Source organism: Bacteroides sp. AM07-18 (genome assembly GCF_003602695.1).
Classification (GTDB): domain Bacteria; phylum Bacteroidota; class Bacteroidia; order Bacteroidales; family Bacteroidaceae; genus Bacteroides; species Bacteroides uniformis.
This window is the reverse complement of the sequence record NZ_QTLM01000021.1, coordinates 41,294-64,282: the sequence shown is the minus strand read 5'-3', so window position 1 is coordinate 64,282 and position 22,989 is coordinate 41,294. Positions and strand designations below refer to the sequence as shown.

The window sequence follows — 22,989 nt, the reverse complement described above, 5'->3', positions numbered from 1 at the left end:
ATTTCAAAGAACGACTATGATTTTTTAGTGGACACTAATGAATACACATAAGAAAAAATACAAGAGTCAATGTCAGACTATAAATAATGAATAGGGCATTCCAACGTTTGAACTGCCCTATTCACTATTCAAATACTTGATTTTATTTAATCGTCACCATCGTCGCCCCAAATCCATACTCCTGGAACGAAGCATCCTGATGGCGGCAGTCAGGATATTTACGTTTCAGCTCGTCCAGCAAGGCTTTACGCAGCACTCCATCTCCCTTGCCGTGAATAAAGACGATGCGTTGTTCGCGCCTTTTTTTGTATTGTTCCATCACTTCACGAAACTTATCCAGCTGGTAATTCAATATTTCGCTGTTGCTCATACCGCAGGTGTCATCCAGCAACTCGCCGATATGCAGGTCAATCTCGACAATCCCATTCTTGCCGCCACGCTTGATGACCGTCTGCGGTTTGGACGGAGTATCTGCCGTTTTTTTCTGTATCAAAGCCTCCTTCAGTTCCTCTGCCGAAACATACACCTGCTTGACAGGCTGGTCATTCCGGACAATATCATACACCAAGGCCGGTGTTTCAAAGAAAACCGTCTGCTGGAATGTATGCAGTTTATAGAATTTTACCATATCTATGCGGACTTCCACACTGACAGCCGGTTTCATTGTGAACGCACGGTTATCTTTGAATGCCACCAGCTGTACCATCACACGTTCACGGTCGTTCAACTCGGACTTTTCGAACTCCTCCAGCAGAAGTTTCGTATTCGGCTCTATCAAACCATGCGAACGGGCTGTCCAGGACTTTCCTTCGGCACTCGAATAGGTATAATACATATAATAATTACTATCGTTCACCAAATATGTCTCGAAAGGTGTAGTGCTGACAGCCTTGATATCCTCCGGAACAAAAGCCAGAAAAACATTCAGGATATCTCCGCCTTTCATCTCGGGCTGACGATAAACAGATATCTGCGGTTTCTCCAAACGGACCGATTGAGGCTCCGAAACCTGAGACTCCATAGCAGACGGCCTTGCCGCAGTAGCGGCCGTGCGCAATTGTTGCTCTTCTTCCCGCTTCTTCTTGGCAGCCGCTTTGGCTGCCGGAGTGGGGATATTATAATCATCGGTCTCTATCACCACACATTCGTTTATGGGCATCGGTATGTCAAAACCGTCGGCATCTTCCACCAACACGATGTTTTTCCCTTGAAATCCTGTCACAACACCGCCCCCAACTTCGCTGAGGAAACGAACTTTATCTCCTATCTTCATAGTAACTTATCTTTTAGTTTGTCTTTTCCTACTTTCTTCCTGCAAAGTTAGGAATTATTTCCCTTATTCTTCAAATCTTCCCAAATATCCGTACCTTTGCAGCCGATATAATAAAGAGAAAGCCATCATGAAAGAAGACCCCAGACATATCAGAATCAGCGAATTCAACTACCCGTTGCCGGACGAACGCATTGCAAAGTTCCCATTGTCCGTACGTGACCAGTCCAAACTGTTATTGTATCGCCACGGAGAAGTTTCAGAAGACAGATTCACTTCACTGCCGGAGTATCTGCCATCGGGAAGCCTGATGATATTCAACAATACCAAAGTCATCCAAGCACGCCTGCATTTCCGGAAAGAAACGGGAGCACTGATTGAAGTATTCTGCCTGGAACCCATACAGCCGAACGACTACGCCCTCAACTTCCAGCAAACCGAGCATGCCGCCTGGCTCTGCATGGTCGGCAACCTGAAAAAATGGAAGGAAGGCATGCTGAGACGTGAGATGACCGTGAAAGGCAAGTCACTCACCCTGACCGCCGAACGGGGTGAATGCCACGGAACCAGCCATTGGATAAACTTCCGCTGGAATAATCCGGAAGTGACTTTTGCCGACATTCTCGAGGTCTTCGGTGAATTGCCCATCCCCCCCTACTTGAACCGGGAGACCCAGGAAAGTGACAAGGAGACTTACCAGACTGTCTACTCCAAAATCAAAGGTTCGGTGGCTGCCCCTACAGCGGGACTGCATTTCACCCCACGCGTATTGGACGCATTGCGCAATAAAGGAGTAGAATTGGAAGAGCTGACACTCCATGTGGGAGCCGGAACCTTCAAACCGGTGAAAAGTGAAGAAATAGAAGGGCACGAAATGCATACGGAATACATCTCTGTCTCGCGCAACACATTGGAAAAACTCATAGTACACGGCGGCAAGGCAGTGGCCGTAGGAACAACTTCAGTGCGCACATTGGAAAGCCTTTATCACATCGGAGTCACTTTACTGAATAATCCAGAAGCCACAGAGGAAGACTTGCACGTCCACCAATGGCAACCTTATGAAATGTCTGCCAAGGCCACCGCCACCTCTGCAGTAGAAGCCCTGCAAGCCATTGCTGCCTACCTGGACAGACATAGCATGGAGGCTCTGCATACCAGCACTCAAATCATTATCGCTCCGGGATATGAATACAAAATCGTGAAGGCTATGGTGACTAATTTCCACCAACCGCAAAGTACCTTGCTGCTGCTCGTATCAGCTTTCGTACACGGTGATTGGCCGAAGATTTACAACTATGCACTGGCACATGATTTCCGCTTCCTGAGCTATGGAGATTCATCATTATTAATACCCTAAGCACAATGAACCACGATAACAATCAAGAGATGTTCCCCCTTGTCGACGAACAAGGCAACATCACAGGTGCCGCCACCCGTGGCGAATGCCATAACGGTAGCAAACTGCTTCATCCGGTAATCCATCTTCATGTATTCAATTCCAAAGGTGAGTTGTATCTACAGAAACGTCCCGAATGGAAAGACATACAACCGGGGAAGTGGGACACCTCCGTAGGCGGACACGTCGATTTAGGTGAAAGTGTAGAGATGGCGCTAAAACGCGAAGTACGCGAAGAGCTCGGCATTACCGACTTTATTCCCGAAACCGTCATGCATTACGTCTTCGAGTCTGCCCGCGAAAAGGAACTGGTCTTCGTACACAAAACTGTCTACGACGGTGAAATACATCCCAGTGACGAGCTGGACGGAGGACGTTTTTGGAGCCCCGATGAAATCAAGGCAAATATCGGCAAAGGTGTATTCACCCCGAATTTTGAAGGAGAGATAGGAAAGGTCATCAACTTGTAGTGGAAGCTGCTTTCTATCAGTTCGCAAAATATTCCTTCATCTTTCTCCTGACCCGTGGAGCAAGTAACAGCAGTGACGTCATCGTAGGCAATGCCATCAAGGCAAAAGCCAAATCCATGATGGCAACCACTGCTCCCAACGGAATCATGGCAGCCACAACAATCATCACCAAATAGAAGTAGTTATAATACTTGGCATTCTCCGCACCAAACAAGAAGTTGGTGCACTTCAGTCCATAATACGAATAAGAGAACATGGTAGAAAAGGCAAAGAAAAAGACCATCACCATCAACAGATAATGCCCATAGCCGGGAAGGAGCTGCTCAAAAGAATTCAAAGCAATATAAAGGCCTTTTATGCCTCCTTCCGACGCATAGTTTCCAGCTATAAGAATAGGGAAGGCCGTCAATGTACAAACAAGCCCCGAGTCGATGGCCGGTCCAATCATGGCTACCAGCCCCTCACGAATGGGATTGTCATTACGGGAGGCGCCATGCATCATAGAGGCCGTACCTACACCTGCTTCATTGACGTAGGCAGCACGGCGGGCACCAGTCAGTGCAGTTCCCAAAATTCCACCGATACCGGCTTCCAGGCTGAAGGCAGACTGGAAAATGGAAGCCAACACTCCCGGCAACTTATCAAAATTCAAACAAAGAATAACGAAGACAAGCAGCATATAGCAAGTAACCATCACCGGCACTATTTTAGCCGAGATAACCGAAATGCGCCGGATGCCACCGATAATGACCGCCCCTACCACCAGGCTAATGACAATACCCATCACAAAACGCAGACCGAGTGTATTCTCTATTCCTGCCGGAGTAGTAAATACCGTAGTGACAGACTCGACCAACTGATTGGCTTGCATTACACACAACGTACCTATCAACCCCACCACCGCAAAGAAATAAGCAAACGGTTTCCAGCGTTCGCCCAACCCATGAAGAATGATATACATCGTCCCCCCTTGCGGTTCTCCGGCAGAATCGTGTCCTTTGTACATAATGGCAAGAGCCCCTTCAAAGAATTTGGTGGACATACCCACAACGGCACTTACCCACATCCAGAAAATGGCTCCGGGACCTCCTACTGTAATAGCGATAGCCACCCCCGCAATATTCCCCATACCCACTGTTGACGCTATGGCGCTCATCAAGGCCTGGAAAGAACTGATTTGTCCTTCGCCCGCCACTTCCGATTTATAGCGCAAGGCCTTTATCGAATATCCGATGCGGCAGAGGGACACAGCTCCGGAATAAAAGAACAAGAAAAGTCCTCCCCCTATCAGAAGGATAAATAAGGGATACCCGCAGACAAAGTCACTGACAGTGGTTATTGCTGAGCCTATAGAATCTAAAATACCATTCATAGTAGTAGTTTGATGGAGGAGTTCATGGGAAGGTTTAAAAAAAGTCCCACTTCTCTTTCACGGGAAAGTGGGACATTCATTATAACATTTCGTTCGGCCTTATTTAGCCAGGTCTTCAATCACCTTCATAATCTGCTGGCCGATTTCCTCGGCAGCCTCCGGTGTGGCAGCCTCACTATAGACACGGATAATCGGTTCCGTATTGCTCTTACGCAGATGAACCCATTTGTCGGGGAAGTCAATCTTCACACCGTCTATATCATTGATTTCTTCATTCTTATACAGCTCCTTCACCTTGGCAAGAATAGCATCTACATCTGTTTCAGGAGTCAAGTCTACACGATTCTTTGCCATGAAGTATGCAGGATAGGATGCACGGAGTTCGCTCACCTTCTTACCTTCGTGTGCCAGATGGCTCAAGAACAAGGCAATACCTACCAAGGCATCACGTCCATAGTGGCTGGCCGGATAAATTACCCCACCGTTTCCTTCGCCACCGATAACGGCACCTACTTCCTTCATTTTGGTAGTTACATTCACTTCACCTACGGCAGAAGCGTAATATTCTTGCCCATACTTGCGAGTTACATCGCGCAAGGCACGGGTCGAACTCAAATTGGATACCGTATTGCCCGGAGTATGTTTCAATACGTAGTCGGCAACAGTAACCAGTGTATATTCTTCACCGTACATCTTGCCGTCTTCGCAAATCATTGCCAGGCGGTCTACATCAGGGTCTACAACAAATGCAACATCTGCCTTCCCCCCTTTCATCAGGTTCATGATGTCACCCAAGTTCTTTTCCAAAGGCTCGGGATTATGCTGGAAGTTACCGGTCGGTTCGCAATAGAGCTTCTCTACGTGCTGAACGCCAAGTTGTTCAAGTAGTTGCGGCAGAATAATACCACCTACAGAGTTTACACAATCGATGGCTACACGGAAGTTTGCCTTTCGGATAGCTGCCACATCTACGAGGTCAAGTGCCAATACGCTGTCGATGTGTTTCTGGTTGTAGCTTAAATCCTGACGGTACGAGCCAAGTTGGTCCACTTCGGCATAGTCGAATTCTTCGGCGGCGGCAATGCGGAGTACTTCCTGGCCTTCGGCAGCGTTCAGAAATTCACCCTTTTCATTCAGCAGTTTCAACGCATTCCACTGCTTGGGATTATGTGAGGCAGTCAGAATAATACCTCCACTGGCACCTTCCATGGTTACAGCCAGCTCGGTAGTCGGAGTAGAAGCCAAATCAATATCCACTACATCCCAGCCCATACCCATCAAGGTACCGACTACTACGTTCTTGACCATCTCGCCAGAGATGCGGGCATCACGCCCTACCACGATTTTGTTACTTTTTACAGTACACGTCTTACGAATCAGGGTAGCATAAGCTGAAGTGAACTTCACAATGTCGAGCGGATTCAATCCCTCGCCAGCACTACCGCCAATTGTTCCGCGGATTCCAGAAATAGATTTGATTAGAGTCATAGGTTAATGATTTAAAATTTATCGGTTAGTTCCAAATTTGGAGTTTATGTAAATCGTAATAATAAGGATGAACGTCCCGCATAGCATCCGACTGTCCCATCTTGGAAGGAACAATCAGCTTCACATGTGCTCCGTTACGAATATAATTCAACGCAACCAGCCAGCCAGCAGGTACAGACGAACCATGATATATAAGCATATAGCCTTGAGTGAAAAGTCCGGCAATAGACGAAGAAGTAACAGAATATCTAAACTCATCCACAACAGTCGGACTATTCATATTGGTTATATACGATTTCACCCCTCCAACAGCTATCAACCCTTGTTCTTCAAAGCGCACCAAAATCAAATCATTCGGTTTAACTGTATCTGCAGGATTCGTCGAACCTTTATCCACAATCTGCATATACACCCCGCTTGCCAGCTGCACATACTCATTCCTGCTTACATCCGTTGTCGAATCTTGCGCATAGAATTCACTTTGAGAAATAACGACAATGCTACTATCTTTGATAAATGCTTTGATGGCATCTTTTTCTTCCTCAAGCATTTCGGCATAAGTTTTAGAATTATCGCATGCCTGGAAGGCTAAACAAACTGCAAGTAAGGCAAAAAAGAATAAAGTAAGTTTCTTCATTTCTGTTATTTAGTAATTTCGTACAAAAGTATCTGATTTCCTTGAAAGTTGAAAGCTGCGGATAGAAAGTTCGTAACTTTTAACCTTTACAACTGAACTTTTTTTATCCTTTGGCATTCAGCAGCGGTTTGTATTTCTCCAAAGCCTGCTGAAAGACCTTGCGGGCCTCATCCATCGTTCCATAAAATTCACCGCCGGAAGCATTCAAATGACCGCCGCCGCCAAAGAACTCGGCAGCCAGCTGATTGCAGGGGAATGTACCGACCGAACGTAAAGAAATCTTTATCATCGGCTTCTCCGTATCTTCACGCAGGAAGCAAGAGAAAATCACCCCTTTGATGCTTAAAGGAATGTTCACAAACCCCTCACTATCTCCACGCACATAGTCGAACTGGCTTTGTTCGGCTTTAGTCAGAGAAATTAAGGCTGCATGATAGTCCGGATAGACCTTCATTTGTGACAAGACATATCCCATTAGGCGCAAACGGCTTTCTGAATAAGTATTGAACACCTTGCGGTAAATCTCGTCCTTGTCAATACCTTTCGACAACAGTTCGCTGATGATGAAATAGATTTCCCGGTTATTGGAATTATAGGTGAACCCGCCGGTATCCGTCATCATACCCGTATAGATGCACTCCGCTCCTTCCCTTGAAATGTCACTGAAATAGCCCATACGGCAAATCAGGCGGAAAACCAGTTCCGAAGTGGAAGATATCTCCGGATGGGAAATGATAATCTTGCAGAAATCCTCCGGATGGAGATGATGGTCTATCAGTATTTTTCTTGCCGGGGATGCAAGAACAGCGTCACCCATGGCATCTATACGATGGATAGCATTAAAGTCCAGACAACAAATGACATCCGCCTCGGCAATCAGCTTGTCAGCGAACTCCTTGTAGCGGTCGTACAGAAGGACGTCCTTGCTCCCGGGCATCCATTTCAAGAAGTCGGGAAAGGCGTTCGGCACAATAACATTCGCCGTCTTTCCCTGCGAGCTGAAGAAGTGCCACAAGCCCAGAGAAGAGCCGATGGCGTCCCCGTCGGGACCCACATGCGAAACGATTACTATCTTGTCTGCACGGTCAAACCATTTGGTGAAATGGTCTATCTTGGATTGTTCTATTACTTTGGTCAACATATTTTTATTTACTATTTGACGATTGACTATTTACTATTTGGCGTTTATAACAAATTGAAGGGGCAAAAGTACGAAAAGTTTGTGATTTATAACAATATGCGGTAAGAACCTTTTTGAGAAAGAAGAAGATAGGGAATACCTAAGCGAACGCAATCATTGGCAATCTTATTCTGATAATAGTCTGAAAGAGAAGCGTCAAGCACCACCATGCCCATGGAAAAGAGCGAAGTAAGTTCCTCTATCCCACCTTGATACCCCTTGGAGACATACAGATAATCAACTGAAAGGGGATGGGAAGAGTTCTTGTTTCTCCAACGGTTGTCGGAAAGAAGACAGATGCGCTTACCGGCGTAAGAGACAATCTGGTAACGCATGGATAAGCCGGAAGTGGTATAATCTCCGGCAACCAGTCGGGGAGTCTCCAGACGCAGGCGGTTCCAATGCGGAGAAAGGGCACGGCACAGACGCGGCATATCCGGCAAGCTATCGGCACATGCCAACCAAGAATGACGGTTGTCTGCCATGCAATGGACAACGGGACAACCTCTCACGCTATAAAAAGCAATCCCCTGCCGGGGAGCATTGGACATGATGGAAAGGGAATGCCAGGAAACCACTGCCAACAATGCCAGCAACGCAAAGCAGACTCTACGTACCGTAAGGCGTAGAAAGCCATAATATGCCATCCCCAAGAACAGATAGACGAGCAAAACACCCCATATATCCAGCCAAATATCATCAACAGCAGCGCCGGGAAGATGCTCTATCCAGCGGAGCACTTCATTCTGGACATGTACCAATGCCTCTACTACCCTTGCAAACAGATGTTGTACAAAAGGCAGCGGCGTAAGCATCAACAGAAAGACAGCCGAATACAGAACGAGCGACACCATGGGAATTACCCAAAGATTAGTCAACAGAAAATGAGTGGAAAAACGGGAGAAATAGAAAATGACCAAAGGGGCCGTACCCAGCTGAGCCGCCACAGACACTGTCATAAGTCCCCACAAATATCGCAGGAAACGATTGTCAACCTTCCAAAGGGCATATAACTTAGGTTGTACAAGTACAATAGCTGCAACCGCCGAGAATGACAACTGAAAACCGACATCAAACAACCAGACCGGCTTGCACAGCAGCATCAGGAAAGCAGTTGCCGCCAGCGTATTCAGAGTCAGCGGCTTTTCCGGCTGCAAACCGGCAAACGCCAACAAAGAGAACATGACGACCGACCGCACCACCGAGGAAGACAATCCCGTGAAAAAAGCAAAACTCACCAAGAAAAGGACCAGAAGCAAAAGCAACAAAAGTTTTAACCGCCGCCATCGCCTCCACAAAGGACGAAGCACAAACAAGAGCAAAGCATACAGAAAACCTATGTGCAACCCCGAAAGTGCCAGTACATGGCTGGCTCCCGAAACGGAGTAGGTCTCCACAATATCATCACTCAGTTCCTCTTTATCCCCCACTGTCAACGCAGCAAGTACCGCCAATTCATCAGCTTCAAAACCCAAACTCCGGTATAAGCCAACCACTTTCTCCCTATAATCCAGTGCCACTTGGCTGACAGTGCGAGAGGCATCATGCCCCGTCTTCCGCCAATGTCCGTCAGCCACGTAAGCCGTGCCGCTATAGCCTTTCCGCCTCAGGTAGCGAGCATAGTCAAACTCGTCGGGATTACCATTGTTTGCCGGAGGAACAAGCCGGGTAGATACCAACAACTCATCACCACGGCGCAAAGTGGCCGTAGCAGAATCTTTCGGAAAATAAGCCAGAAAAAGATGATTCCGGGGGCAACCCGTAACTGTATCCTGCTCTACCTCTCCCAGCAGGGCAACCCTGCACAATATGCTGCGCTCCCTCTCTTCGGGATGCTCGCGGATACAAACCCTATAAACAGCAGGTTTGCCCGAAAAGGGAAGTACCGTCTTTCCCTGCTGCCAACTCATCAAGCAGAACCCCGTACCACCCAAGAAAAGGTATACCGCCGCTCCATACACCCATCCGGTATACTTGTATCTACCTATAATAAAAAGAAAAAGCAGAAAACCTGCCACATACTCCCATGCAGAAAGCACGTGTGGAAACGCATCTCCACACAAAATACCAACTACCAACGGCATCAACAGTCGAAGGAAAGGATGCCGTTGCCAGCTGTCGATTATCAATCCAGAAGACGGATTACAGATTCCTTAATGCACGGATGGCCTCCTTCGGATCGGGAGCCGAGAAAACGGCATTGCCTGCCACCAGTACATCTGCTCCAGCTTCTACCAGACGCGAACCGGTTTCCAAGTTTACGCCACCGTCCACTTCTATCAAGGCCTGCGAACCGGTAACCGTAATCAATTCACGCAACTCGCGCACTTTATCAAGAGAATGCTCTATGAACTTTTGTCCGCCGAAGCCAGGATTTACGCTCATTATCAGCACCATGTATACATCATTAATAATATCCTTCAACAAGGATACGGGAGTTGCCGGATTAATTGTTACCGCCGGCTGCATCCCTGCTTCGCGGATTTGCTGCACCACACGGTGCAGATGCGGACAAGCCTCGTAATGCACATTCATGACATGTGCCCCCAGAGCCTTCACCTCCGGAATAAACTTCTCCGGCTGTACAATCATCAGATGCACATCCAAAGGTTTCTGCGACAGTTTTGCCACATACTTCAGTACCGGGAATCCGAAAGAAATATTGGGGACAAACACACCGTCCATGATGTCGATATGTACCCACTCAGCCTCACTTTCGTTAATCATTTCAATGTCTCGTGCCAGATAACCAAAATCGGCAGAGAGAATAGAAGGGGATATGATTGGTTTCATAATGTTATGTTCTAAAGTTTACGAACTTTGTTATGTACAAATATAGAGAAAAGATTTAATTCAGCCTAACATTGGAAATCAAAACTCTCACTGCAAACTTACTGCATACCTTTTGCAGCGTCACTGCAAACGTGTTGCAGTAGCACTGCAAAGCAGTTGCAGTCACACTGCATATTAGTTGCAGCAACACTGCAAAGAGGTTTGCAGTGACGCTGCAAAAGGTATGCAGTAAGTTTGCAGTAGGAAGTCATTGAATGACAATCAGTTATTTCATCACGTATCCTTCCGTCAACCGGAAGCCGCGCAACAGTTCATCCGTTTTCAGTTTCTTCTTGCCCGGAAGCTGGAGGGAGCAGATGCCGACAAAGCCATCTTCGGCAGCAACGCGGATATAGGTCTTCCCGTCTGTCTGCAAGGTTCCGGGAACCAGTTGATGGGATTCCCCTATTTTCTCCGTCTCGAAGATTTTTACCACAACAGATTCTCCACCGGGTTGGACCAGCTCCGTCCAAGCGGCAGGATAGGGAGAAAGGCCGCGTACAAAATCGTAAATACGCTTCACCGGGCGGTTCCAGTCAATACGACAAGTATCTTTGAAGATTTTCGGTGCCGGACGCAGTTCACCCACGACGGCCATTTCTTCTTGAGGAATACTTTTCACTGTACCGGCAAGAATGGCATCTACGGTTTCTACCACCAGGCGACCGCCCAACAGCATCAGTTTGTCGTGGACGATACCCACGTTGTCCGTATCGGCAATGGGTACCCGTACCTGCTGGATAACCTCACCGGTGTCAATCTCATGTTTCAGGAAGAAAGTGGTGATGCCCGTTTCCGTATCACCATTAATCACCGCCCAGTTGATGGGGGCTGCGCCGCGATACTGCGGAAGCAGGGAAGCATGCAGGTTGAAGGTGCCCAATCGCGGCATGTTCCATACCACCTCCGGCAACATGCGGAAGGCAACGACTATCTGCAAATCGGCCTTCCATGCACGCAACGCCTCCACAAAAGCCTCATCCTTCAGCTTCTCCGGCTGAAGAAGCGGAAGATTATGTTCCAGTGCATACTGTTTCACCGGAGAGAATTGGAGCTTATGTCCCCGTCCGGCAGGCTTGTCGGGCATCGTAATGACACCCACCACATTGTAACCTCCTTCTACCAGACAACGAAGAGCCTCCACCGCAAAGTCGGGAGTACCCATATATACAATCCTCAAATTCTTCTTTTCCACCATTTCATTTACAATTTACCATTTACAATGTACCATTTGCGAGGCAACTCATTTGCCCATTTACAATTTACCATTTACAATGTACGAAGCATCTTCTTTGCGATTTACAATGCCCCATCACCCCGAACGGCAAATAGTAACTTGTAAATAGTAAAATAGTAAATACCAAAAAGTCCTCAGTCTTCCGAGAAATGTACCAATACTTCACGGTACGAGTTGAATATCTTCGACTTGGACACGAAGCCCAAGTATTTGTTTTCCGCATCCACCACCGGCAGATTCCACGCCTTCGTATCATCAAAGGTACGCATCACCCGCTCCATACTGTCCGTATCATACAGACGTGCCGGAGCCGAAGTCATCAGTTTTCCCACCGTGAAACGGTGGTACAGCTCCTGGCGGAACATAATGTTCCGGATATCGTCCAGCAGAACAATGCCAATCAGTACCCCTTCCCTATCCGTCACGGGAAAGACATTGCGATGCGAGGCGGAGATAGCCTTTACCAGTTCGCCCAAATCCATCTCGGGATGCACGGTCACAAAGTCCTTCTCCACCACATTCTCCATCTTCATCAAAGTGAGGACGGCCTTGTCCTTATGATGCGTCAACAGCTCTCCCTTCTTTGCCAGACGCATGGAGTAGATACTATGAGGCTCGAACATGATAATGGTGAGATAGGAACTGACAGAGACAATCATCAACGGCAGGAAAAGGTCGTATCCTCCCGTAAGCTCGGCTATGAGGAACACGCCGGTCAGCGGAGCGTGCATGACACCGCTCATGACCCCCGCCATTCCCATCAAGGCAAAATTCTTCTCGGGCAGATAAGCCGTCATCTCTATTTCATTGCTGAAATGTGAAAAGACAAAACCGGCAATACAACCCAGATACAACGAAGGTGCGAAGATACCGCCGCAACCGCCCCCGCCATTCGTGGCACTCGAGGCAAAGACCTTGAACAGAATAATCAGTATGAGGTATATCAGCAACAGATTGCCGTGCCCGTAGAAGAAGGAATTATTCATCACCGTGTCCCATTCGGCATTGCTCATCCCATTCAGCAACAATTCTATCGTATCGTAACCTTCGCCATACAACGGTGGGAAAAGGAATATCAGGATACTCAGCATGGCACCGCCCATTATCAGTTTCTTATAGGGAGTTCTCAACCTTCCGAACACGCCTTCCACAGAGTTCATGGCCCGGGTAAAATAAAGGGAAACCAATCCGCAGAAGATACCCAGCATAATGACATACGGAATACGCTCCAGTTCGAAAGCTTGGTCCAGATGGAATTTGAACATGGCATCCGTACCCGTCACGATATAGGAAACAGTTGCAGCCGTCACCGCAGATATCAGCAACGGCAACAAGGAGGACATTGTCAAATCTATCATCAGTACCTCCAGCGTAAATACCAGACCGGCAATCGGCGCCTTGAAAATGCCTGCAACCGCACCGGCAGCACCACATCCCACCAATAGCATCAGCGTACGATGCTCCATCTTGAAGATGGTTCCCAGATTGGAACCGATAGCCGAACCCGTCAGCACAATAGGCGCCTCTGCCCCGACCGAACCACCGAAACCGATGGTAATGGAACTGGCTATGATGGACGACCAAGTGTTATGCCGTTTGATGCGTCCCTGCCGCCGCGAGATGGCGTATAGGATTTTGGTAACACCATGACTGATGTCGTCCTTCACCACGTAGCGGACAAACAATCCGGTCAGGAAGATACCCACTACCGGATAGACCAGATAAAGGTAGTTGGCTTCCGTCGCATTGAAATTATCCGTCAGGAAGTTCTGTATCCAGTGTATGATGACTTTCAGTATCAGTGCGGCGAATGCCGTAAAGATACCTACAAGAAAACTGAGAATCAGTATGAACCGCTTTTCCTTGATATTCTTTTCGCGCCATATGATGAAGCGCTGCAACAAACTCCTCTTGTCCTCTGCCATTTTTCCTTTTATTCGCGAATAATCTTAATGACTCCGCCCTTGCCCAACTTGATGATACTGGACGGTTTCGGGCGTCCCGTTTCCTCCTGGCGGTATCCTACTATATAATCCACCGCAGACTTGATGTCTTCACTTATTTCACTGAAGTTACCGGGAGACGGTTGCCCGCTGACATTGGCAGAAGTAGAGACTATCGCCTTGCGGAACTGCTGACAAAGCCGTTTTGAAAATGCCTCACTGGTGACACGGATACCTACACTACCATCTTCGGCAAGCAAGTTAGGAGCCAGATTACGCGCTCCGGAATAAATTATGGTAAGGGGCTTGTCAGCCAGTTCTATCAAATCCCAGGCAACCTCCGGAACATCCTGCACATAGAAATCCACCTTTACCGGAGAATCTACCAATACCAGCATCGCCTTACTGTCAGAGCGTTGCTTGATTTCATATACACGGCGCACCGCTTCTTCATTGGTAGCGTCACAACCTATACCCCAAATCGTATCTGTCGGATACAGAATTACCCCGCCCTCGCTCATTACCTGGCAGGCTTTTTTGATGTCTTCTATCATTTCTTGATATATAAGTTCACGGATTAACACGCAAAAATAGTATTTTTGCAGCGATTATAAACAAAGTTTAAGAGAAAACAATGGAAGAAATTCAATTTAACCACACCCTGCCCATACAACTACGCTTCAATGACGTCGACAAATTCGGCCATGTAAACAACACTGTTTACTTCTCTTTTTATGATTTAGGAAAAACGGAATATTTCGCTTCCGTATGCCCGGATGTAGATTGGGAAAAGGATGGTATCGTTGTCGTCCATATTGAAGCAAACTTCCTCGCACAGATTTATGGTTCGGACCATATCGCCGTGCAAACTGCCGTCACTGAGATAGGAACCAAAAGCTTCCACCTCGCCCAACGGGTCATTGATACGGAAACCCAAGAAGTAAAATGCGTATGTACCTCCGTCATGGTAGCCTTCGACCTCGCCAAACACGAGTCCAAGCCACTGGAAGAAAAATGGATTGAAGCAATCTGCAAATATGAGGGAAAAGATTTGAAGAAAAAGAAATAAAATCCTATATTTGTCAATTAAGCTAACATTTGTATAAGTAACAATCAGTTACATTTAGTCAACTGCTATGATTCGATTGATATTATTGACCGATTTTACAGAGTCCTTTTCGTACAATCTGCTAAAGGGGGTATTGGCCTATTCCAAAAGCCATGAGCCATGGGTAGTATGCCGTATGCCACCCTCCTACAAAAACAGTCATGGTATAGAAGGAGTCTTGAAATGGGCAAAGACATGGCATGCAGATGCAATCATCGGCAGATTTGACAATGATGACAACGTGGAGCTATTCCGTGAAAACGGAATTATCGCATTGGCCCAGGATTATAAATCAAGGTTCAGCAATATTCCAAACATCACCGGCGATTACCGCAAGACCGGCAGAATGGCAGCAGAGTTTTTTCTGAGTAAAGGCTTTCAGAACTTCGCATTCTATGGTTATCGCGATACGGTATGGTCACAAGAACGTTGCGAGGGTTTCTATGAATGTATAGCAGCCCAAGGGTTTGGAAACAATTTCTATTCTTATCAGGACCAATCCCTTGATGACTTATGGTTTTATGAAGCACCGCCCCTGCTCAACTGGTTAAAGTCATTGCCACAACCTACGGCACTCATGGCTTGCGATGACAATCAAGGTAACCGCATTACGGAAATCTGTAAAGTCAACAACATCAGAGTGCCCGACAAGATAGCAATATTAGGAGTCGACAATGATGAGATTATATGCAATCTTTCAGACCCTCCCCTATCCAGTATCAGCCAAAACATTGTAAGAGGCGGATTTGAGGCAGCTGCCCTCATAGAACATCTATTGAATGATGAGGAGGCCACTTATCAGGACGTAGTGCTCCAACCAGTTAATATAATCAACCGGCTTTCGACCGACTTCTATTCTACCACCGATGCCCATATCCAAACCGCTCTGAAATATATCCATCAGAATATAGCGGCTGATATCACCGTATCGGATATAGTGAAACAAGTACCATTATCACGCCGTTTATTGGAGATTCGTTTCAAGCAAGTCACTCAGCAATCCATCCACAAATACATCTTCAACCTTAGGATGGAACGTTTTGCCCAATTGCTGTTGGCCAGTGATGCTCCGATTGCAGATGTGGCGGAACAAGTCGGAATAAACAATCTGAAGAACTTGTCCCGCCAATTCAAAGCTTTGAAGAAAGTTTCCCCCAATGAATATCGGAAAGAGTACCAGACAAAGAGTTACCAGCGCTGATTTAATCCGGTACAAACAACATGGTATCAGGTAACACGGTTTCCAGAACATTCCGTCCCGAATACCCGACTTCCAATTCCTGGCCCATGTAATCTTCGAAATACAGCAGATGCAACTCGTGGTACCCTGCTTCGAGAGCGACTTTCCCTTCGGCACGGCGTCCGCTGTGTCCACCGTCGTTATCAACAATCAATTTACCGTCTATGTATAGTTTAGAACCATCATCGGAAAAAGTATAGAAACGGTATACTCCCCTTTCTGGAATTTTCACCAACGTACGGAAATCATAAGCAAAATGATCAGGGACGGCTACTTCTTCAATCGAGAAGTTCTTCATCACCCCTTCCTTCACTTTATTGCAGGCGGCAATATCGGCAACACGTTTACATTTGCCTTCATAATAGGTATATGCCACGCCCTGCTTCTTGGGAGAAGTTCCCGTAGCCGGCAAATAAGCCATACTCTGCTCCTCATCCGAATTCAGACCTGAAGGGTAATAGTAGGCAGCCTCCCTTCCCGAAGGAGTGGAAATCCATGTGTCAAATTTGAATTGGTCTTCGTACAGTTCAATGATACGGGCTCCTCTCGTCAACTCTCCATACGCATCCGCACCGGTCACCCGTCCGTATCCCAATGCAATACCTTTATCTATTCCTATAAAATCGTTATCATGGTCATGTCCTACAAATACTCCCATTACATCCCTCATGTCAAGGAAGGAAGCAAACATACCGGAATTGATATTAGCAGAGGCAACTCCACCTTCTTTGTCATTGCCATAAGTTTTCCCGTCACCTCTGATTTCGTTGTATTCAATCAGCGGAATATGGAAAAAGGCCAAAGCAGGAACGGGATTACCACCGTTCTTCTCTGCAAAGTGCTTACTTTGCTTTCTGTACCATTCTATTTGGTCGAAATGAATCCAGTCGTAAGCACCATAGATTTTATTAGGCTGATAGTCGTTGGAATCCATGCAATAGAGCAATGCCTCTACCTGGTCCTTCTTCTCCGGACTATAAATAGAAATCACACAATTACCACATCCCATAATATCTTCAGGGCCTTTTGCCCCCACATAGTAGGGAGACTTCAAGAGGAAATCATAGATTTCATTGCGCGTCAAGTATTCTGCATCATGGTTTCCCATCATCACCACAAAAGGCATCTTGGCTTCATTGAAAATATCCACTACACTTTTCCATCCATCCATAGCAGGGTCATCGGTCACCACATCCCCACTCAGTATAGCAATGTCCGGATGTTCGGCTGCCAGGACAGCACGGATAGTAGCTGCCGTTTCGGCACACTTTGCAGAACCCGGCATCCAGTGCAAATCTGTAAACTGTGCTACTACAAACTTGCCATCCTTAAAAAAGAATTGCTTCTGCGCAAAAGCCGTTACCGGCATACAGCCCAACAGTACAACTAAAAGAACAACTATTTTCTTCATAATTTCTTGAGATTAATATATTTCTATTTCATCTATTGCCAACTCACTCTGCAACCCTTCATGAAAATATCCTTTCGGGCACAAGCCACCACTCAATAATTCCAAGCGGACAAATGTAGCTTCCGTTTCGGCAAATGAAAGAGATGCCGGAAAACGGGTGCCTTCCGTCAAGCTAAAATCATAAGTCAGCCGTTTAGTGCCCACCGGAATAAAAGTCTGACCATCCATTGAAACAGAGACACCCATCGCTCTTGCCGGCCATATCTCATTTACCGGCCGCCATAAAGAAGAAAAGGCCACTTCCTTGACTTTTTGAGGTTTCTTCAGTTCCACTACAATCTGTACAGTATCCTGGTAGAAGCTAATCCAGCGACGCATGTCGCGGGCATAGCCACGTCGTCCATCAGTCAGCCCGAAGCCTTTATTCAAGTGTTCCCATCCTGCTTCAGGATTACAAGTATAGTCACATCCGGTTGCCTTGTTTACAGCAAAACTCTTGCGGGTCACTTTCCCTAGCGGCTTACCGCTTCTGTAAACTGCCGAATAAATAGTTGCATCCTCGTCCAACGGTATCGGAGTCTCATAAAGGGAAGATGAAGTGTTGACCGTTGAATCATTTACCGCATAGTAAATATCGGCATCCGGACAGAAGGTGTTCAAAGTCACCTCATAAGTCTGCTGCGACTTGTTCCACGCACCAGCCTGATTGACTTCATAGAAGTTGCGGCAAGCATTCACTCCGCAATAATCCAATCGTTCAAACTCCTTATCCAGCCTACGGGCAAACGACTCGAAGTCCTTATGTTCCGGCTGTGTCCATTGCACCTCTGACATAGCCAGCAAACGAGGGAAAGCCATATATTCAAAATATTCGGGAGTCTGTATGTACTCTCCCCAGATATTGGCTTGTACACCTATTATATAAGCTTGTTCTTCCGGAGTCAGTTCAGCAGGAAGCGGGTTATAATTGTACACCGTATCCAACGGAAGAAAACCGCCGATAGCCAACGGGGCAAATTCCGGACTTTCCTGGTAGTAATCCAAATAACACTTTTTGCCGGGTGTCATAATGACTTTATGCCGTTGGCGAGCCGCTTCGATACCTCCTTTCTCGCCACGCCATGACATGACGGTAGCATTAGGAGCAAGCCCTCCTTCCAGAATCTCATCCCACCCGATGATGTCACGCCCTTTACTGTTCACAAATTGCTCAATCCGATGGATAAACCAACTTTGCAGAGCTTCTTCGTTGGGCAGACCTTCCCACTTCATCAAATGCTGGCAATGGGCACACTTCTTCCATGCTTTCTTGGGACACTCATCTCCACCAATGTGGATATAATGGCTGGGGAAGAGTTCCATAACTTCGGTCAGCACATTTTGTAAGAATTCAAATGTATGCTCTTTGGGACAATAGACCTCATCAAAAACATCAAAATAATCACGCACCACATAAGTCTTTCTCAGTCCGCAAGAAAGTTCCGGATAGGAAGCCAGTGCTGCGGATGCATGTCCCGGCATTTCAATTTCGGGAATGACCGTAATGAAACGGTCGGATGCATACTTCACAATTTCCTTTATTTCTTCCTGCGTATAATAACCTCTCTTTTCTTTTCCATCGTAACGCCGTGGAAAATAATAATCAGAGTGTCCTATCTGAGTCTGTTTACGATAAGAACCTATTTCAGTCAGTTTCGGGTATTTCTTTATTTCTATTCTCCATCCTTGGTCATCTGTCAGATGAAAATGGAATTTATTCAATTTATAGAATGCCATCAAATCAAGAAACTTCAGCACTTCCTCTTTGGGCAGAAAATTACGTCCTACATCCATCATAGCCCCACGATGAGGGAAACGGGGAGCATCCGTAATGCTGACAGCAGGAATCCTAATCTTTCCTTCGTATTTCCGGTCACCATCATAAATGGCTGCCGGCATGAGCTGCAGCAAAGACTGGACACCATAAAAAAATCCGACGGCAGTTTCACTGGAAGATATATTTATCCTATCAGAAGAAACCTCCAATGTATAGGCCTCATTGGGCAAGGAATTATCTATAGATAAGCAAATATCGGCCTTTCCCGTTTCCGAAATACCCTTCAGCGTTACAGAAGTGTTTTTCAACGCATCCTCCAAATAATGAAAAACTTTCATCGCGGCTTCCCCGGAAGGGACAGCCACTGTTTTTTTCCCTTGCAAGACATACACTCCCTGCATTGGAGCAAGTTCATTCGGCATGGGTATAATACCATAGTTTGCCTCTACATCATCAGCCACTCTCCCACAAGAGAGAAAAATGAATGACATAGCCAGTAACCAATATCTTATCTTCATAGTATTTGGGATAATAAGTTGGGATATTCCTTGATTGTATTCAGTATCAGTTCACCGAACAAAGTATTTGTCCAGGCAAACCAGGAACGAGTAAAGTCCGCGGCATCCTCCGAATGGAAAGACTCATGCATAAAGCCCGTCCCTCCATCCGTATCACGAAGTTGCTTCAGACAAGCACGTATTTCTTCGGAATCATCCGTTGTAAAAGCCTTCATAATGATGCTCATCGGCCAGATATAATTCAATCCCACATGAGGGCCTCCTACCCCTTCACCGGCTTTTCCTTTAAAGAAATAAGGATTATTGCCGCTCCATATCATTTTACGGGTATTCTGATAAATCGCATCTTTAAAAGAACAATAACCCAGATAAGGCGCAGCCAGCAAACTGGGTACATTGGCATCGTCCATACAAAGCGCGTTACCAAAACCGTCGACCTCAAAAGCATAAATACGTCCACAAACCGGATGATTGAAAGTACCATACCTGCGGATAGCTGCATCCACTTCATCTGCCAGTGCTATACATTTGCCAGAGAAGTCCTTGTTTCCATAAACTTTATCCTCTATCTCGGCCAATTGGCGCAATGACACAACTGCAAACATATTAGAAGGAATCAGAAAACCGTATTGTGTAGCATCATCTGACGGACGGAAAGAAGAAACGATTAAGCCGACCGGCTTTACCGGTGCTCCCCATCCGTTGTTAATCTGCGAATCTGTAGGGCGGTCGCAATCGCGCGTAAAGCTATAAGGTCCTAAGCCTTGTTTCCTCTGTTGCTCTTTAAAGGTCTTGACCACCAGCAGCATAGCTTTATGCCAATTTTCATCGAACACAGACGTGTCTTCCGTGTATTGCCAATAATGATAAGCCAGACGAATGGGATAGCACAAAGAATCTATCTCCCATTTGCGTTCATGCAGTTCCTTAACCATATGTTGTGTATGGTCGGTTTCCCAATAGCTGCCCAACGGCCCGTCGTTGAAGGCATTGGCATACGGGTCTATCAAGATACATTCAGTCTGTCTGTTGACAAGTCCTGCCACCATCAACTGCAAGTCCTTATCTTTCTTCATCAACGGCAGATAGGGCCATACTTGCGCTGAAGAGTCGCGCAGCCACATGGCATCTATATCACCTGTAATGACGAAAGTATCTGGTCTGCCATTCTTCACTCTATATCTGACAGTAGTGTCAAGCGTATTGGGAAAACAGTTCTCGAACATCCAACGCAACTTCTCGTCCTTTATTTTAGGCTTTGCTTCTTCAACAGCAGCATCTACTGCCTTCGAAATGAAGCTCCTTTTGCTTGCAGAAGGACGCAACGAAACATATCTCTGGCTGAAAGTCCCGGATGAAGATAATACGGAAGCGGGCTGAAAGGTCATTGCAGCCAAGGCAAGCCCGCCAGTCTTCAGAAATTGGCGTCTTGACATATTGTTTTTCATGATTGATTTCTTCTTTAATAGGTATGCTTACCGGATGTCACATTTATCTTTTTCTCTTTTCCACCATAGAGTACACACAGTTCAAAATCGATATTGGAATCTACTGTGATACGGGGTTCATCACTTGCAGAACGGCGTGCTTCAGCTTTTAAGGAGATAAGCCCTTCGGGACCAAAAGGATAGCGTTCTATGCCGTTAATCTCCGTCAAATTCATATCCCAGATAATCTGCTTTTTGGCATAATCTCCCCGAATACCGATAATAAATTCTATCAATTCAGCAATAGGAGGAAGTCCTGCCCAACCCACAAAATTATCCCTTGCCATAAATCCCGGCTCAGCACTTTCCGGAGCATAATATTCCCAAAAAGTTCCAGTCTTCTTATAGACCTCAAACACCTGGGCATAATGATTCAAACAAATCTCCCGTGCCAGTTTACCATAACCTTTCTGCACAAGGCCCTGCATCACCATGTAATTAGTTCCCGGCCATACGCCACCCTGCCAATAACGGCCATTCTCCTTGTACTTGGGATTATCGGCAGACAAAGAAGGAATACGGTGTTTCCGGTTGAATGTGGCAGGATTATCCAATTCCTTCACCATACGGTCCAACTGTACAGAATCCAATACATCAGTAAACAGAGCCCAATAGGCACCTATTCCCTTGGTTGTACAGAGCGTACCGTCAGCATACTGGTCATAAAGGAAACCGGTCTTTTCATCCCAAAGATTGTCATGGATATATTTTCCCAGCATTTTGGCTTCGTCTTCAAACTCTTCTATCTCTTGCCAACGTTCCAGATAAAAGCCCATCTCAAGTAGTAAATTGGCAGTAAATAATTGCTGTAGGTTTGTATCTAACCAAATCATATGCCCGTGACTGTAGATAGGGCTGTATTCCGACGGAACACGGGGCATATTATCCATGCCGGTCCCCCATCCGCTTGACCAGTAGGTTCCATTTCTCCAAGTATGGTTCAATTTCAACCACTTATAATAAGCACAAAGTACCGGAAATATCTTGTGCAGGCGTTCCGTATCACCAAACTGATGGAAATAGACCATCTCACACCAAGGCATCAAATTCGGTCCGGTACTCACCGGATCATAGCGTTCAAAGCAATCGGCACCATCCGCCTTTATTTCACGGCAAATGAAACCGTCGGGATGCTGCTTGGCGTAAAAGTTGTTCAGCGTATTCTGGAAAGGAAAGAAACGGGTACCATAGCGGGCAAACATCAGAATGAAAGAGGAATCCCACATAAAGATATTACCATTATAAGCTGTATCCAAATAGCTTGAGACAAAACCCGAGCCTGCTTGAGGAGCACGAATATTGCCGATAGCTATTTCCCATGCCTTCCAATACATTTCAAGTTCCTTGTCATGTCCACCCCAAATGGGATTGGGAAGAATCTGCCGAGCTTCTTCGAAGCTTTTCGGCACAATCGTCTCAGGTTTTGCCACACGATACTCATTTTCAGTGACCAGCGGTTCCTTTACATATGTATTTTTATAAGGCAAATGATACTTTTCATCATTGCCACAGCTCTGAGCTTTCAGCAAAGGGAGAGTGGAAAAAGAAAGCAAGCTTACCAATAAAATGTGTTTCAACATA

Annotated in this window: 18 protein-coding genes; 4 read left to right on the top strand and 14 right to left on the bottom strand. The window is 46.3% G+C overall.

Going from position 1 to position 22,989, the window contains the following annotated elements; genetic code table 11:
* Nucleotides 1-142 precede the first annotated feature (142 nt).
* A complete protein-coding gene (locus DW096_RS18035; protein WP_005830082.1) occupies nucleotides 143-1,273 on the bottom strand; it encodes a DUF2027 domain-containing protein in 1,131 nt (376 codons plus the stop codon).
* Nucleotides 1,274-1,400: 127 nt separating this feature from the next.
* Between DW096_RS18035 and DW096_RS18030 the strand changes: the two genes are divergently transcribed.
* Both DW096_RS18030 and DW096_RS18025 read left to right on the top strand, forming a co-directional pair.
* Nucleotides 1,401-2,630, top strand: coding sequence for an S-adenosylmethionine:tRNA ribosyltransferase-isomerase (locus DW096_RS18030; RefSeq protein WP_005830078.1), 1,230 nt, complete (start codon nucleotides 1,401-1,403; stop codon nucleotides 2,628-2,630).
* A gap of 5 nt (nucleotides 2,631-2,635) precedes the next feature.
* Nucleotides 2,636-3,139 (top strand): NUDIX domain-containing protein, encoded by a 504-nt coding sequence (locus DW096_RS18025; protein WP_005830075.1) that lies wholly within the window; start codon nucleotides 2,636-2,638, stop codon nucleotides 3,137-3,139.
* Nucleotides 3,140-3,155: 16 nt separating this feature from the next.
* Here DW096_RS18025 and DW096_RS18020 read toward each other — a convergent pair whose 3' ends face one another.
* The 9 genes from DW096_RS18020 to DW096_RS17980 form a co-directional block, all read right to left on the bottom strand.
* Nucleotides 3,156-4,511 carry a sodium:alanine symporter family protein gene (locus DW096_RS18020; protein ID WP_005830073.1) on the bottom strand — a complete coding sequence of 452 codons (1,356 nt, stop codon included), beginning with the start codon at nucleotides 4,509-4,511 and terminating at the stop codon, nucleotides 3,156-3,158.
* Between the two features lie 99 nt (nucleotides 4,512-4,610).
* Nucleotides 4,611-5,999, bottom strand: a complete 1,389-nt coding sequence (glmM, locus tag DW096_RS18015; RefSeq protein WP_005830071.1) for a phosphoglucosamine mutase — start codon at nucleotides 5,997-5,999, stop codon at nucleotides 4,611-4,613.
* Between the two features lie 25 nt (nucleotides 6,000-6,024).
* The gene (locus tag DW096_RS18010; protein WP_005830068.1) at nucleotides 6,025-6,636 is read right to left on the bottom strand and encodes a DUF4827 domain-containing protein; all 612 of its coding nucleotides are present in this window, start codon (nucleotides 6,634-6,636) and stop codon (nucleotides 6,025-6,027) included.
* A gap of 103 nt (nucleotides 6,637-6,739) precedes the next feature.
* Entirely contained in the window at nucleotides 6,740-7,777 is a 1,038-nt protein-coding gene (locus DW096_RS18005) for a bifunctional oligoribonuclease/PAP phosphatase NrnA (protein ID WP_118931211.1), read from the bottom strand.
* An 86-nt stretch (nucleotides 7,778-7,863) separates the two neighbouring features.
* Entirely contained in the window at nucleotides 7,864-9,900 is a 2,037-nt protein-coding gene (locus DW096_RS18000; protein WP_120028826.1) for a ComEC/Rec2 family competence protein, read from the bottom strand.
* Nucleotides 9,901-9,958: 58 nt separating this feature from the next.
* Nucleotides 9,959-10,609: a ribulose-phosphate 3-epimerase gene (gene rpe, locus DW096_RS17995; protein WP_005830060.1), complete on the bottom strand. Its 651-nt coding sequence runs from the start codon at nucleotides 10,607-10,609 to the stop codon at nucleotides 9,959-9,961.
* A 265-nt stretch (nucleotides 10,610-10,874) separates the two neighbouring features.
* Complete coding sequence (gene fmt, locus DW096_RS17990; protein WP_005833316.1) at nucleotides 10,875-11,846, bottom strand: methionyl-tRNA formyltransferase; 972 nt, start codon at nucleotides 11,844-11,846, stop codon at nucleotides 10,875-10,877.
* A 173-nt stretch (nucleotides 11,847-12,019) separates the two neighbouring features.
* The gene (locus DW096_RS17985; protein WP_120028827.1) at nucleotides 12,020-13,810 is read right to left on the bottom strand and encodes a chloride channel protein; all 1,791 of its coding nucleotides are present in this window, start codon (nucleotides 13,808-13,810) and stop codon (nucleotides 12,020-12,022) included.
* Nucleotides 13,811-13,818: 8 nt separating this feature from the next.
* Complete coding sequence (locus DW096_RS17980) at nucleotides 13,819-14,382, bottom strand: L-threonylcarbamoyladenylate synthase (RefSeq protein WP_005830050.1); 564 nt, start codon at nucleotides 14,380-14,382, stop codon at nucleotides 13,819-13,821.
* A gap of 80 nt (nucleotides 14,383-14,462) precedes the next feature.
* Between DW096_RS17980 and DW096_RS17975 the strand changes: the two genes are divergently transcribed.
* Nucleotides 14,463-14,897, top strand: a complete 435-nt coding sequence (locus DW096_RS17975) for a thioesterase family protein (RefSeq protein WP_005830048.1) — start codon at nucleotides 14,463-14,465, stop codon at nucleotides 14,895-14,897.
* Between the two features lie 67 nt (nucleotides 14,898-14,964).
* Complete coding sequence (locus DW096_RS17970; RefSeq protein WP_005830046.1) at nucleotides 14,965-16,137, top strand: DNA-binding transcriptional regulator; 1,173 nt, start codon at nucleotides 14,965-14,967, stop codon at nucleotides 16,135-16,137.
* A 1-nt stretch (nucleotide 16,138) separates the two neighbouring features.
* Here DW096_RS17970 and DW096_RS17965 read toward each other — a convergent pair whose 3' ends face one another.
* From DW096_RS17965 to DW096_RS17950, 4 genes are read right to left on the bottom strand one after another with little or no spacing between them, the layout of a single operon-like run.
* Nucleotides 16,139-17,587, bottom strand: a complete 1,449-nt coding sequence (locus DW096_RS17965; protein WP_009037898.1) for a PA14 domain-containing protein — start codon at nucleotides 17,585-17,587, stop codon at nucleotides 16,139-16,141.
* A 12-nt stretch (nucleotides 17,588-17,599) separates the two neighbouring features.
* Entirely contained in the window at nucleotides 17,600-19,921 is a 2,322-nt protein-coding gene (locus DW096_RS17960; RefSeq protein WP_009037897.1) for a glycoside hydrolase family 20 protein, read from the bottom strand.
* Nucleotides 19,918-21,369 carry a glycoside hydrolase family 125 protein gene (locus tag DW096_RS17955; RefSeq protein ID WP_120028828.1) on the bottom strand — a complete coding sequence of 484 codons (1,452 nt, stop codon included), beginning with the start codon at nucleotides 21,367-21,369 and terminating at the stop codon, nucleotides 19,918-19,920. The genes DW096_RS17960 and DW096_RS17955 overlap by 4 nt, the downstream gene beginning before the upstream one ends.
* 14 nt (nucleotides 21,370-21,383) lie before the next feature.
* Complete coding sequence (locus tag DW096_RS17950; protein ID WP_005830037.1) at nucleotides 21,384-22,988, bottom strand: trehalase family glycosidase; 1,605 nt, start codon at nucleotides 22,986-22,988, stop codon at nucleotides 21,384-21,386.
* Nucleotide 22,989 lies beyond the last annotated feature (1 nt).